We start from the raw sequence: 13,830 nt of genomic DNA on the forward strand, positions 1-13,830 counted from the left end.
AATAAAATGAAAGTCGAACATATCATCAGAGATTGGCTGGTAATAAATCCCCAATTCATCGAACCAGGGTTGGAAGTGGTGGATAAAGAACATTACCTGCCTGATGATGCCGGAACCAGCGGCTTTATTGACATCCTATGCAAAGACCCTTTCAATAATTTTGTCATTGTTGAAATCAAAAGATCCGATCCTGCTGCAAGACAGACTTTTACAGAAGTACTAAAATATGCTGAGTTAATCCAGCAAACCTATCAGGCAAGAAAGAGCGAACTGCGAATTATCATCCTCTCGACTCATTGGGATGAAATATTAAGAGCATTTACGCATATCTGCTTTCATTCCAGCATCCCAATAAAGGGATTCCAGCTATTTATCAATGGAGAAACCAAAATCCCAGAAACCAAAGAAGAAATAGTACCTATATCCTCATCAAACTTCTCAAGAAAATTTATGAGGCAACAAATGTGTTATTTGTTTTTCAACGAGGAGAATCGCCAAAATGCAAATCATAAAATACAGGAAATAATGAAGGGTGCGGAAATCAAGGATTATGTATCTATTGATTTGGACGCTGGAAAAGCAAGGGATACTTTTTATCCATTCGCTTTGAATCTTGCTATTCAAAAAATTCCAAAAGAAGATCTTCTAAAGAAAATCTCCAATTTAGGTGGTGAGGATCACATCGACATGGAGGAGAATGAATTTGAAACTGAGGATGGATACCTTGAGTTTTTAAATGATGTTTTATTCCTCTCATTAGATTTTACCCGCTTCTCTGATTCAGCTGAAGCAAGCTATGCAGAAAATTTTGACAGTATTATCAATGTTCAAAATTGGAAAATAAAATCATTAAACAGGTTTGGGATTTTCAAATCAGATCCCCGATATACTGAGTTTATGCTCCTAAAGGAACTTAAAGGGCATGATGGAAACAGCCATAATAAATTTGTCGGATTTACAGAGTCCAGTCAAAAAGAAAGATTTTTAGAAATTAGAATTGAAAGTAAAGCTAGTATTCAGAATATACCATTTTGGAGTGAAATCATCGACAAGGTCCTTGACGACCTAGCAAAAGGTAAGCAAGAATTCAAAATGGTTCTGGACATTTACAGCCTACCCTCTCTCCTACAATCTCTTTTTTTTGCAACCATCAATGGGAATCCGGATTATTTCCCAAAAATTCTATTTTTCATTTTCTTCGAAAAGCCTGAAAAAACCATTGCTTACGAAGGAAAAATTCTGTGGAATGGCCGGTCCCCTAACCCAAAAATTCTCAATAAAAGTTTTTTTGAAACCATCATGCTTCCTGACAATGAAGTGGATTCAATCCTCCTTGGCTTATCTTATGTTTTGGAAAAAGTAGAATTCGAAAATGGAAATGAAATTTCTTCGAATTACGTCACCATTAAAAATGGTGTTTTATCAATTGATGATACAGAATATTTTTCAATAGAGGATTATTTCAAGGAAAATCAAACGTTCCTCACCCAATTGGTAGAAAAAATTAACAATTCCTCTACATTCCTTTAAACTTTATTTGGTTACCTCTATTATTCTTCTTTTCTCAGAATCAAAGCCCAATACCCAATTCATTTAAAACAGTCCCCTTTTAGGAGTAGTCCAATATCGGCTGGAGTGGGTGGAATTTGCAATTCCATCCAGATATCAAAACCAATTTTAAATTGGCTTTTTTTGTCTTAACCCACCAACTTCACCCCAGCTCACATCACATGGAAAAGGCGTATGAGCATTAGCACCCTCGGAGTTGTTAATCCAATTGCTGCCATTCTTAGCCAATTCCTCAAGGAGGAACTGAAAATCAAGAAATTCTCGAAATGCTTGTATCATTAGGTTGGCTAAAATTTGGCAAATGGTTGCTAGTTTGTTGGACGAGCAAGGGAAAAATCTGGAACTAAGCAATCCTGCATCCAGGCTCTTCGCTAAAATAGTCCACCGGACAGTTTCTTCACGCCTGTCTGCAATTAGCAGGCTCGGTATTCCAATACTGGGTATTTCTTGGGGTTAAATTCAAAAACAGTTAGCTCAACTAATTTTGATTTTTATCTTATAGGTTTTTGCTTATGTTAATAGTATAACTACACTGAGGAAAGTTTGAACAACCCAAAAATTCACCAAACTTCCCTTTTCTTTTTATCAAGTAACTTCCACAATTGGGACAAGTTTCAGCGGTCAAATTCTGACGACTTTCTTGGATTTTCTTTTTTACCATTTTTACATGCTTGCTTCCTTCTAGACCACTCTTTAATCTCAGTTTATCTAATTGATCATAAATAGCCTGCATTTGATCAAATGATAGATTTGATTCACAATCTTGCTCTCGGATGGTTCGTAATAATCGGTTGGAATAGATACCCGGGCTCCAGTTAGTCACATTCTTCAGCACTGCTCCACCACTGAATACCACTATTGGAAAGTATTTGATTTGCGGGTATCCCAAAAGAATTCTTTTCAAAGCATAAACGTGTACATTATTCTGGTTTATCGGGTTTTTGAAGCTATACCCATTTGAGAATAGGATTTGTTTCCAGTATTCCGAGTTCTCATGACCATAAATCCAGCCCTTATAGTTCTTGGTCTCAATTACAAAAAGCCCACTTCTGGAAATTACGATGTGATCAATCTGGGTGGTAGACTCCCCTACATTTAACAAAACATTATTTAGAACTATATATTTTTTTTATTCAGCAATTTCAGTCTGAGAGAGACCTTCAATTCTCCAAAGCGTCCTTTGATCTTTGGAATAAGAACCTTTTTGAGATATAGGTAAAATCCAAGACCAAGTAAAATACATAAAATGCCAATGACTTGTCGCTCCATTAAATAGCAGCTCTTTCCTCACTAAAGATTCAATTCTTATCAATTTGATGTAATTAAAAAAAAATAGCTACCCATTCCAATTGAACTTTCAATTTCACCACCACGCTCTGCGAGTAGTCACGGAGTCAATAAGATCCAGAATCAGAACCCAGGAGAGTCAACTTCCATAAAATCACCATAGGTGAAGACATACCCTCTGGGCGCTCGATCAACGATATATTCTTAGTAATCAGTATTTTCATAATTTTTTTTTGAGTTCGCTAAAAGCAAAAATGTCCAGTTTTTTAATTAAAAAACTGGACATTTTAAGGTCTGTATAGAAAGTAAAACCATTTTTGGGAAGCCTACCGGAATGTTGGGCCGAATACAGGGCTCCATACAAATCAAGCGACTACTGCAATAATTATATTGGCAATAATCGAAACTAAAAGCAGACCCCATGCAATCCATTCCCGAAGTCCGATCGGAGGTTCAAAATCAATAGATCGATACTTAAAGTCTGCCTGGGTAAGACCATTCGGCTGAAATACTAATTCTCCAGACGTGCTAGACTTCGTTGTTACATCAAACAGCTTTTTTCTATCGATGTAATATTCCACAACCTTGTCAGTTTTCCAACGGTTTCCCTTATTCAGCGTTTTGATTTGAGTATAGGTAATGTAATTGATATGGTCACTCATTTTTCTTGCCTTATATTGATCATTCTAGTTTGACTCCCATAATTTTAACACCCTTCAATCCCCTTTTTTATGATCGTGGGGCTTCAAGTGTGGGTACTTGGGTTGATTTTCCGGATTTACCCGTCTTCTTTCATCCGGTTTCCCATCTTCCCTGTTTGGCTTCGGCCCTGGCTTGATCGCTTTAATCATTGTCATGGTTGTTTGTTTTAGATTAAACTTATGATTCAACTGTTTCTAAATTTAACTAAAATGGAAACAACATATGCTATTGACAAAATGATTCCGACACTGATTGTCATTTAATTAACCAATAACCCAGTAGGTCAAGAATAGCGTCTAGACTCGGTTATCGCCAACTTTAATACAGTCAAAACGCCCTTGACTGGTAATAGCTTAGGAAAATTTTGAACCGGTAGTTTTATTCCCATTGCCTTTTTAGTCAAAAAAAATGCATCTTGTTAAGAGTTTTTTCAAGTAAGATGAGTTCTGATGATTGATAAGTTTCTAAAGCCCAAACAGGCCCTAAACCCAGCATTCCGAAAAGTAAAGCCCAACCGGACAGCCATTGAGAGCTTTAAATTTAATCTCATCCAGCTGATTGACCGGATCAATGAATCTGAATCGGAGGAGTTTCATAAAAATCTGGTCATTGACTTTCTGAAAAAAACCTATTACGATCCTACCCACTTCGTCAACACCAAAGGCAGAAATGATCTGGTCATCCATACCGGAGACAATGCCAAATCCAGCGTTGGGGTGATCATTGAAGCTAAAAAGCCGACCAGCAAGTCGGAAATGATCAGCAAAACCAACCTCAACCACAAGGCTTTTCAGGAGCTGGTGTTGTACTACCTGCGGGAACGCATCACCCACACTAATCTGGAAGTAAAGCATCTGGTGGTCACCAATATCCAAGAGTGGTTTATCTTCGACGCACTTTCGTTTGATCGGCATTTTGCCCAAAACAAGGGTTTTGTTAAGCAATTTGAGGACTTTGAGGCAGGAAGATTGTCAGAGATCAAGACGGAGTTTTTCTACAAAAACATCGCCGAACCGGCCATCGAGAAGGTAAAGGATCAGATACCATTCACCTACTTTGATTTCCGCGACTACGACAAACCACTGCGAAATGCGGACAAAAGGGATGATAATAAGCTGATCGCTCTATTCAAGCTTCTCTCTCCTGAGCATTTGCTGAAGCTGCCCTTTGCCAACGACAGCAACAGCCTCGACAGACGCTTCTATACCGAGCTGCTGCATATCATCGGGCTCACGGAGACCAAGGAGGGGGGAAAGAAACTCATCGAGCGGAAACCAAAGGGAAGCAAGAACTCTGGAAGTATCCTGGAGGATGCAATTATCCAACTGGATACCTATGACAAGATCAGTCAATTGGCAAGGCCCAGTCAATACGGCAATACATCTGAGGAACGTCTTTTCAACGTCGGTTTGGAGCTGAGCATCACCTGGATTAATCGGGTGCTGTTCCTGAAGCTTTTGGAAGCGCAACTGATCTCCTATCATAAGGGAAATAAGTCCTACGCTTTTCTGAACAAGAAGAAAATCCATGATTGGGACGATTTGAATTCCCTGTTTTTTCAGGTACTGGCTAAGAAAACCGAGGAAAGAAATGAGGATGTACGGGTAACTTTCGCCCAAGTCCCCTATCTGAACTCCTCCCTGTTTGAACCAACAGACATGGAGCAAAAGACCATCATGGTCAATTTTCTGAAAAATGAGAAGACCATTCCGGTGATTTCGTCCACGGTGATGAAGGACGGCCAAGGCAAAAAACTCACGGGTGAACTCACCACTCTGGAATATCTCTTCCGCTTCTTGGATGCCTATGACTTTGCCAGCGAGGGCTCGGAAGAAATCCAGGAAGACAACAAAACGCTGATCAATGCCTCAGTGCTGGGCTTGATCTTCGAAAAAATCAACGGCTATAAGGACGGCTCGTTCTTTACACCCGGCTTTATCACCATGTATATGTGCCGCGAGACGATCCGCAAGGCGGTGATCCAGAAGTTTAAAGAGGCCAAAGGCTGGGAGGTTGAGAATATAACGCAGCTCTATGACAAGATCGAAGACCGAACTGAAGCCAACGCGCTCATCAATTCACTGAAGATCTGCGACCCCGCCGTAGGTTCCGGGCATTTTCTTGTGTCTGCTCTGAATGAAATCATCGCTGTCAAAAATGATTTGAAGATCCTTCAGTATCGATCGGGCAAACGTCTTAAAGAATATCAGGTCGAAGTAGTCAATGATGAACTGATCGTGACGGATGAAGATGGAGAACTCTTCGAATACCATCCCCACAACAAAGAGTCTCAACGAATCCAAGAGACACTCTTCCATGAGAAGCAGACGATCATCGAAAACTGTCTTTTCGGGGTGGATATCAATCCCAATTCGGTCAAGATTTGCCGATTAAGGCTTTGGATTGAGCTCTTGAAGAGTGCTTATTATAAACAAGACCTGCCAGGTTTTGAAAACCTGGCAGGTCTAAACGAGTTGGAAACTCTGCCGAATATCGACATCAATATCAAGGTCGGCAATTCCCTGGTTTCACGCTTTGCACTGGACTCTGATCTCAAGTCTGCGCTTAAAGGCTCCTGGAAGATTGAAGACTACAAGACGGCGGTTTCCACCTATTGCAATGCGAAGAGCAAGGACGAAAAACGGGCAATGGAAGCCCTGATCGCCCAGATCAAAACCAACTTTCGGTCCGAGATCTCCAAAAATGATCCGAAAATTCAGCGCAAATCCAAACTGGGAGGCGAGTTGTATAACCTCACCAGCCAGACCGCAATCTTCGAAGAATCTGCCAAAGAGAAGAAGATCCGTCTGGCCAAAGTGGAAAAAGTGTCTGCGGAGCTCAACAAACTCGATACTCAGATAGAGGAAATCAAAGCCAACCAGATCTATGAGAATGCCTTTGAATGGCGGTTTGAATTTCCAGAGGTGCTGAATGACGAAGGCGATTTTGTGGGATTCGATGTGGTGATTGGCAATCCGCCCTACATCCGTCAGGAGGAATTCTCTTCCTTGAAACCCTATCTACAAAGCAGATTTCAAACCTTTGCAGGCACCGCCGATCTCTATGTGTACTTCGTGGAACTGAGTATGAATCTGCTCAAAGATTCCGGAGACTTCGTCTTTATCATTCCCAATAAATGGATGCGTGCCGGGTATGGTAAGGCTTTGAGAAGCTATGTCAAAGGATTTGCCATTCACGAACTGTTGGATTTTGGGGATTTGCAGGTCTTTGAGGAAGCCACCACCTATCCGCTAATTATTGCGTTGGGTAAAAGCTCACCGGGGGCGAATTTCAACGCAGTTAACCTGAATACGCTGGATTTCCCGAATGGAATGGAAAACTACCTGAGAGAAAACAAACTCGAGGTCTCTCCTGCTGGCTTGGCTGAAGAAGGCTGGACACTGACTGACAGTCGATCTCAAGCACTCCTACTTAAGCTCAAATCACAGGGCGTTCCGCTTTCGGAATACGTGGACGGAAAAATCTTCTACGGGATCAAAACAGGCTACAATGAAGCTTTTGTCATCGACCTAGCCACCAAAGAGCGATTGATTGCGGAAGATCCAAAAAGCTCCGAGCTTATCAAACCCTTTTTGGCTGGAAGAGATATCAAGCGGTATCAGCAACCGAAGAGTGACAAGTTTTTGATTTTACTGAAAAATGGACAGACCAAGGAGCTGTTTGGCAATCTGGACGAAAGTCAAGCTTTTGAGAAAATTTTCGAAGCCTACCCTGCTGTGATGGGACATCTGAAAAACCATGTAACCAAAGCAAAAGCGCGGTACGATCAAGGTCAATATTGGTGGGAGTTGAGAGCTTGCGACTACTACGAGGAGTTTGAGAAGGAGAAAATATTGTACCAAGAAATTGCTACCTATCAATCGTTTACCTTGGATACCGAGGGATATTACACCAACAATAAACTATTCCTACTTTCAAATGTCACTAAGGAACTATTGGGATTTTTGAATTCGAAGTTGGTGTGGTTCTACCTCAATAATACGACGTCCAAGCTTAGAGGGGATGCACTTGCCATGCAATCTCCTTATATCCTGTCAATTCCCACTTTGGAGGAAGTGGTGAACAATATAGCTTTAGCGCAAAAAGTGGATTTGATTCTGAATCAAAGCGATCCTACTCAGATTAAAGTACTGGAAGCCGAAATCGACCAATTGGTTTTTGAGCTGTATGGGTTGAGTGAGGAGGAGATTGGGATAGTGGACTATAACAAATCAATTATATGAGAAGTCAATTAGTAAATCCTAGATACGAGGTATTATACAATGATTTAGACAATTTGGGAATTGGTCATTTTCTACAAAGTAGAGAGTTTAAAAAATTACTAGTTTTAGAAGGTATCGATCATTCATGGAGAAATTTGTTGGAAAAAGCTAGATATGAACGAACATATGTCATTGCCGGACACGATCATGACTATGGTGACAATTTGACAGTCTTTACTTTTTTTATAAATATGATAGAAGAGAGTGAGAAGGTATTAAATTTTATAATTAAATTAATTTCTATTTTTATTTCAGAATTTAAAGAAAAGAGAGATTTTTCAAATATCATTGAAGATTTTGAATTATTAAAAATCAATCCAAACCACCTCTTGGAAATAATGAATTCTATAGAAAAAAATAGGCTTTTAGAGACTGAAATTTCAAAAAAAGAGTCTTCACTTAAGGAAGAAACTGCAATTGGTGATAAAAAAAATATTTTCATCGTCCATGGCCATGACAATGCCCTTAAATCAGAAGTAACACTTTTTTTAAGAAAAATCAAACTTAATCCATTAATATTAAATGATTTACCTTTACACGGAGAGACAATTATTGAAAAGATAGAGAAATATAGCAATGTGGACTATGCGATTGTTTTAATGACGCCTGACGACTTAGGGAAATCTAAGACTCAAAAAAAGTACATGAAACGAGCACGGCAAAATGTAATTTTAGAGTTAGGTTATTTCATATCTAAATTAGGCCGAGATAACGTAGCTATTATATGTGAAAAAGATATTGAAATCCCTTCAGATATTAATGGCATACTTTATATTGTAAATTCCGAAAATTCATGGCAATTAAAAATTGCAATGGAACTAGAAAGCAGGGGGTTCGATATTGACTTTAATCTATTTAAATACAGTGTCAAATAAGAAGAATTTATTTTGAAAGCCAACGAACTCCAAATAGTCAAATTTCTAAAGTCACCAGATGTACAGTTTGTGATTCCGATCTACCAAAGGAATTATGACTGGACTATTACGGAATGTCGGGAATTTGCAAGTTCAAAGGTTGATAGCTCGAAGGTTGATAGCTCGAAGGTTGATAGCTCGAATGTTGATAGCTCAAAGGTTGATAGCTCGAATATTGATAGCTCAAAGGTTGATAGCTCAAAGGTTGACAGCTTTAAAAAACTTTCGGCCAAAAAGTTCTCAAAAAAAGAGCTTTTCGAAAAAATAAGAAGCTCATGTGAGAATGATTTTAAAACGATTGAAGAAATAGCCGATGATATCGGGCGTAACACAACCTATTTGAAAAATAAAATTTTTCCTGAGATGATAGATAGAGCTTGGATTGATCGAAAGGCTATATCCAAATATTACTCATCCCCACCAGGCCTACAAGGCTACCAACTAATTGCTGCCAAACAACAGAAAGGTCTAAACCATGAAGAAGAAATCCAGATCCAAAGAAATCGCTGAGAAGACCATTTTTGCCTCCTTTCAAATATTGAAAGAAGCCGGGGGTGAGGTGCGAGGCAGCGAAGTGGTTGAGAAATTGAGGGAAAGACTCACTTTTGACGAATACGAAAACTTCCGCTACGAAAAGACCGGCTATATCCGCTGGGAAAGCATTCTGCATTTTTTCACCATTGACTGTATGAAAGCGGGATATATGCGAAAGCAGAGCGGAATGTGGGTTTTGACAGAGGAAGGAGAAGAGGCAATGAAACTTGGTCCCGAAAGGCTCCTCTCCACCGCTACTAAAAAATACAGGGAATGGGATGCCCTGAACAAGCAAAATAAGGAATCGGATATATCCCAAGACATCGATATAGATGACACTGAGGAGATTTCCCAAAAACAGGAAGCCTTGCTTTCCCAATACGAGTCGAGTGCACTGGATGGTATTCGGGAATTTGTCAACCGCAAAAATCCTTATGAATTTCAAGACTTGGTGGCCGAACTGCTGAAGGCTATGGGCTACCATATCGCACTTGTAGCACCCAAAGGACGTGACGGGGGTATAGATATCATCGCCTACACCGATCCGCTGGGTGTCAATTCCCCCCGCATCATTGTCCAAGTAAAACACCGACCCGAAAACAATGTAAGCTCAGACGAGATCCAAAAGCTTTCCGGAACAATGAAGCGAAATTCCGACGTGGGTATCTTTGTTACTTCTGGTGATTTTAGCAATCCGGCAAAACAAGAAGCCACCTCCGCTTACAAACATATCGAACTGATCGACTTCTCGCGGTTTGTTAAACTTTGGATAGAATATTACCCGAGGATGTCAGATGAGCAAAAAAACATGCTTCCTCTACATGCGGTGTATTTTCTAGGCAGTAAAGAATAGATATTATGGGAACTCACTATGAAAATTTAAGCTCTAATACACTATTCCATTTCACACCTAAATTAGAATATTTGCAAAGTATCCTCCTAAATAATTTTCAACCAAGGTACAGTTTAGAGAGCTCTTCATTTCTAAATAACAAATTACTTAATATGGATTTAGCCTATCCAATGGTATGTTTTTGTGATATCCCCCTTTCAAAACTAAAGAGACATATTGGAACTTATGGAAACTACGGTTTAGGATTAAAAAAAGAATGGGGAAGTAGAAATCATTTAAGTCCTGTTTTTTACACAAGAAAAGGCTCAAATACTACTAATTCATTTGAACAATTAATGTATTGGTTTATTAGCATTAAAGCTAAATTGAATTATGAAGAGCAAAAAATCTATTCGCAACGATTTTCTGAAATATTAATGCATACCAAACCATACTATGGAAAGATGTATAGAAACGGTAAAGCAGTTAATAAACGGTTTTATGATGAAAGAGAATGGCGATGGATACCGAAACTTGATCACAAAAAATTCAGATCACATTTAAGTAAAGATGAATTAGAAATCGACAGTATTAAATTTAATCAAATAGTCTCTGAACATAGAAGACTTAAATTTACACCTAGTGACATCGAATATATAATTCTGAATAGTGAAAATGAGATTGATGGTTTTATTAATGTTTTAGAAGGGGAAGATTTGAAATATGATTCAAAAACTATAAAAAAACTAACTAGCAGAATTATTACAAAAGATCAAATACGGAATGATTTCTAGTATGAATTTTTCATATTACATTAAAACACCCCGCATGCTCCCTATTACCCTCATCATCCTCGGTGGAATCCTCTTGATAGCAGGAATTGTTTTGCTGCTAAAATCACCGAAGTCAGAATCTCTAAACCAGGTCATCCTGGCTGTAAAAGCAGACGGAATCATGACACCCAAGGAAGAGAAGCTGATCCGGGAGGTGGCTCAGAGTGAGGGAAAAAATGCAGACGCCGCGATAGCCCAGATCCGAAAAGAACTGGAAGAATCCGAGGAAGGAAGCGAAACGGAACTTATTGATGTCAATCAAAAAGCAGGATTGGATTTTGAGAAGTTTGTCGTCCAGAAGTTCGACAGAAAGTATTTCGATATCCGAAACTGGGCGGGAGATAAGTTTGTAGAAGGCAGATATGCAGATACCACTACGCAGCCTGATGTTCAGCTATCGCTGAAACTTAGAGGTAATTCCTACCCTTTTGCCGTGGAATGTAAATGGAGAAATCAGCCCAAAGGTGAGTTTGTCCGTTTTGCCAATGATGGACAGCTGGAACGATATAAGACATTCGGACAACGGGAGAACTATCCTGTTTTCATTGTATTGGGAATTGGCGGCAAGCCTTCCGATCCTGCGGAATTGTATATTATACCGCTTCTTGATCTGAACAAGCCCATACTTCACCGGGGAGCCTTGGGAAAGTATCGAAAGAAGGTTGACTCAGACTTCTTTTTCGACCAAGAGTTGAATAATCTTAGATGAGAAAGCTCTTAAAACCTCACTACCTCGGCATGAAAGGCATTTGCTCCAATTCGGAAGAGACTACCCACATCGCATTAGATTGGACCGGTGATCGAACTAAAGCCCAGCCCATTTTCATCTCTTTTCAGAATATCTAGGTCGTCCAACCCATCGCTCGGTAACCAGAAAGGTGTCCGAATCTCCGATTTGGTAGCTGGATTTATCACAGGAAAAACACAAAAATGAAACGACCTCTCCTGATTCCAAACTTAGCGATACTTCGTAAGCATCTTCCCTATATTCGGAAAAAACTGAAGTCGGACTGGGCTGATCTGTAAACATGGAAGGAGGTCCTTCCCATCTCCCCTTCGAAAAAGAATACCCTAATACAGTTCCCGTGACCGGAGAGGATTTCCCCAGCAAGTCGTTTAACAAGAAAAAACCCATACACAAAATCACGCCTCCAATGAAGATTCTAAATCCCCGCATGATCTTTTTGTCGGTTTCTTCTTGCTGCTTCAATATCCGGATCCGTTCCTCTTCCCGATAACGCCAATCATCTAAATATCTCATAAGCAAAAAATTACATACTCATAAATATAAGTTAGTTTTTAAAAAATTGAAAAGTGTACCCTTATAAATTTGCCGAGCTTGCCTTCCCATTGGAAAAAATGGGCAGATCCGTTTGTCAAAAAAGCAAATCTTTACCCCATCAACAGTTTCCCAATGTCTACGCCGATCTTTACTACCAAAAAACTGGAAAAAATGATCCAGAAGTACATCAAGCCCAAAGAGAACGTCGGAGACCCTGGGATTCTCGGAAAATGGAACGCTACTGTCTTCTACGTCAACCGGAGAAAAAATTGGCTGCTATTTAATCCCAAAACCCATTATTCGGTGATCCTGGAAAACATCACGGCCAAAGACCTGGTGAACATTCAAGAAAAATTCCGAGAGGAGTTCTTCCTACAGCTGGTCGTAGATGGGATTGATATCACCCAAAAACAGGTCGACTGGCTCGTGGAAGACCTCAGTTTCCACTCTACCGATGCAGACCGAAGTGCTTTGGGATATATCAATGAGATATTGTATGCTATAGATTGCCATCAAGACTTTGAGTACTACAAGAGCCTCGCCGAAATAAACGTCTACCTCAATAACTGTATCTTCAGTCTAGACGGCTCTTCCAAATATACCCGATGTACCAAACCCAGAGATGAAATGGGAAAAATACTGAGGGCATACATCGGAACAGAACGGGACATGCCCATCCATCCTACCTCGTTAAACTGACGGACTCACCGCAGTAATTTTAACTTCTTATTAATGCTCTCCCAGTTGCAAGCTTTAAAGTGCTTGAATCAAAGATTGAGCAGAATGTGGCATCTACGGTTGCAACCGGGCCTGCCTTTGGACGGAATGACAAATCGTTATCCCCCGCTAAACGACTCACTCTTTTATGGATGCTTTTGACCGGCTTAGTTTCAGTTCAATACCGAGAACCAACTGCGTGAAACAGGATCTATGGCTATCCGGTGAGTTGGAGATTGCAACCCATCCCGAACTCGAAGCCGAAAAGATGTCGGCTAATTACTGGATTAAGCGGATCACTTCGACCAGATTTGCATCATAGCTGGGAACAGCTTTGATTGGTGCATCTTTCAGTTTCTGCTCGAATCTTGTGGGGCATGCCTTACCAAGATCGGTATTTAACCCATAACCAGTTATCACCCCTCTTCCCGACCGCATCAAAGGATCTTACCGAAATCTTCGTCCAGTTCCACACTCTTTTTACTTGCCTTTTGCTTGGCAGCGAGTTCATACTTTTCCAGTAATTCCAGGATGTCTTTTCTGAACTGCGGATCGTCTATGGGAAAGCCGGACATACTGAAATTCTCATTGAGGATCTGGATAAGATTCCTCGGAAAAACCTGTTTTCCGTAAAATGCCGCATCAGCGACATGAACAATCTGGTTGTCAATATCCTGAAAGATGATTCCTTTATCGGATTTGTCCAGCATGGACAGCGATTCTTTGACCAGTTTTCTGAAATTCATATTTTTTTAAATTAATGACAGCTTGTCTTTTTGATAGGGCAGTCGGAAAGACACAGGAAAAACGCGGATGGTTTTGTCTGCTGGGACCAAGGAAAGAACTCAAAATTCCAGCGCGGCCTATGATCCTGAAA

At 40.1% G+C, this 13,830-nt stretch carries 13 protein-coding genes; 9 read left to right on the forward strand and 4 right to left on the reverse strand.

Going from position 1 to position 13,830, the window contains the following annotated elements:
* The first annotated feature begins 6 nt into the window (after positions 1 to 6).
* Positions 7 to 1,530, forward strand: coding sequence for an endonuclease NucS domain-containing protein (locus B0E43_RS08145; protein ID WP_077348457.1), 1,524 nt, complete (start codon positions 7 to 9; stop codon positions 1,528 to 1,530).
* Positions 1,531 to 2,065: 535 nt separating this feature from the next.
* On the opposite strand, the gene B0E43_RS31375 is transcribed toward B0E43_RS08145, so the two are convergent.
* Together B0E43_RS31375 and B0E43_RS08155 are read right to left on the reverse strand one after the other, a co-directional pair.
* The gene (locus B0E43_RS31375) at positions 2,066 to 2,689 is read right to left on the reverse strand and encodes an NERD domain-containing protein (RefSeq protein ID WP_371454680.1); all 624 of its coding nucleotides are present in this window, start codon (positions 2,687 to 2,689) and stop codon (positions 2,066 to 2,068) included.
* Positions 2,690 to 3,221: 532 nt separating this feature from the next.
* The gene (locus B0E43_RS08155) at positions 3,222 to 3,518 is read right to left on the reverse strand and encodes a hypothetical protein (RefSeq protein WP_077348461.1); all 297 of its coding nucleotides are present in this window, start codon (positions 3,516 to 3,518) and stop codon (positions 3,222 to 3,224) included.
* Between the two features lie 489 nt (positions 3,519 to 4,007).
* Here B0E43_RS08155 and B0E43_RS08160 point away from each other — a divergent pair, with 489 nt between their 5' ends.
* The 6 genes from B0E43_RS08160 to B0E43_RS08185 are packed head-to-tail and all read left to right on the forward strand — an operon-like array spanning position 4,008 to position 11,663.
* Positions 4,008 to 7,802 (forward strand): Eco57I restriction-modification methylase domain-containing protein, encoded by a 3,795-nt coding sequence (locus tag B0E43_RS08160; protein ID WP_077348463.1) that lies wholly within the window; start codon positions 4,008 to 4,010, stop codon positions 7,800 to 7,802.
* Complete coding sequence (locus tag B0E43_RS23165) at positions 7,799 to 8,716, forward strand: TIR domain-containing protein (RefSeq protein ID WP_139352703.1); 918 nt, start codon at positions 7,799 to 7,801, stop codon at positions 8,714 to 8,716. The genes B0E43_RS08160 and B0E43_RS23165 overlap by 4 nt, the downstream gene beginning before the upstream one ends.
* Before the next feature lie 12 nt (positions 8,717 to 8,728).
* Positions 8,729 to 9,265: a hypothetical protein gene (locus B0E43_RS22800; RefSeq protein WP_139352704.1), complete on the forward strand. Its 537-nt coding sequence runs from the start codon at positions 8,729 to 8,731 to the stop codon at positions 9,263 to 9,265.
* Positions 9,231 to 10,142: a restriction endonuclease gene (locus tag B0E43_RS08175; protein WP_077348465.1), complete on the forward strand. Its 912-nt coding sequence runs from the start codon at positions 9,231 to 9,233 to the stop codon at positions 10,140 to 10,142. The genes B0E43_RS22800 and B0E43_RS08175 overlap by 35 nt, the downstream gene beginning before the upstream one ends.
* A 5-nt stretch (positions 10,143 to 10,147) precedes the next feature.
* Positions 10,148 to 10,915, forward strand: a complete 768-nt coding sequence (locus B0E43_RS08180; RefSeq protein ID WP_077348467.1) for an abortive infection system antitoxin AbiGi family protein — start codon at positions 10,148 to 10,150, stop codon at positions 10,913 to 10,915.
* Positions 10,916 to 10,949: 34 nt separating this feature from the next.
* Positions 10,950 to 11,663 carry a hypothetical protein gene (locus tag B0E43_RS08185; protein ID WP_077348469.1) on the forward strand — a complete coding sequence of 238 codons (714 nt, stop codon included), beginning with the start codon at positions 10,950 to 10,952 and terminating at the stop codon, positions 11,661 to 11,663.
* 114 nt (positions 11,664 to 11,777) lie between these two features.
* Here B0E43_RS08185 and B0E43_RS08190 read toward each other — a convergent pair whose 3' ends face one another.
* Positions 11,778 to 12,215, reverse strand: coding sequence for a hypothetical protein (locus tag B0E43_RS08190; protein WP_077348471.1), 438 nt, complete (start codon positions 12,213 to 12,215; stop codon positions 11,778 to 11,780).
* Positions 12,216 to 12,368: 153 nt separating this feature from the next.
* Between B0E43_RS08190 and B0E43_RS08195 the strand changes: the two genes are divergently transcribed.
* Both B0E43_RS08195 and B0E43_RS28630 read left to right on the forward strand, forming a co-directional pair.
* Entirely contained in the window at positions 12,369 to 12,935 is a 567-nt protein-coding gene (locus B0E43_RS08195; RefSeq protein WP_139352705.1) for a hypothetical protein, read from the forward strand.
* 217 nt (positions 12,936 to 13,152) lie between these two features.
* Entirely contained in the window at positions 13,153 to 13,275 is a 123-nt protein-coding gene (locus B0E43_RS28630) for a hypothetical protein (RefSeq protein WP_256386912.1), read from the forward strand.
* A 115-nt stretch (positions 13,276 to 13,390) separates the two neighbouring features.
* Here the strand turns inward: B0E43_RS28630 and B0E43_RS08200 are convergent, their stop codons facing one another.
* Positions 13,391 to 13,699 carry a hypothetical protein gene (locus tag B0E43_RS08200; RefSeq protein ID WP_077348475.1) on the reverse strand — a complete coding sequence of 103 codons (309 nt, stop codon included), beginning with the start codon at positions 13,697 to 13,699 and terminating at the stop codon, positions 13,391 to 13,393.
* Positions 13,700 to 13,830: the final 131 nt, after the last annotated feature.

This window comes from Algoriphagus sp. A40 (assembly GCF_002002735.1).
Taxonomy (GTDB): domain Bacteria; phylum Bacteroidota; class Bacteroidia; order Cytophagales; family Cyclobacteriaceae; genus Algoriphagus.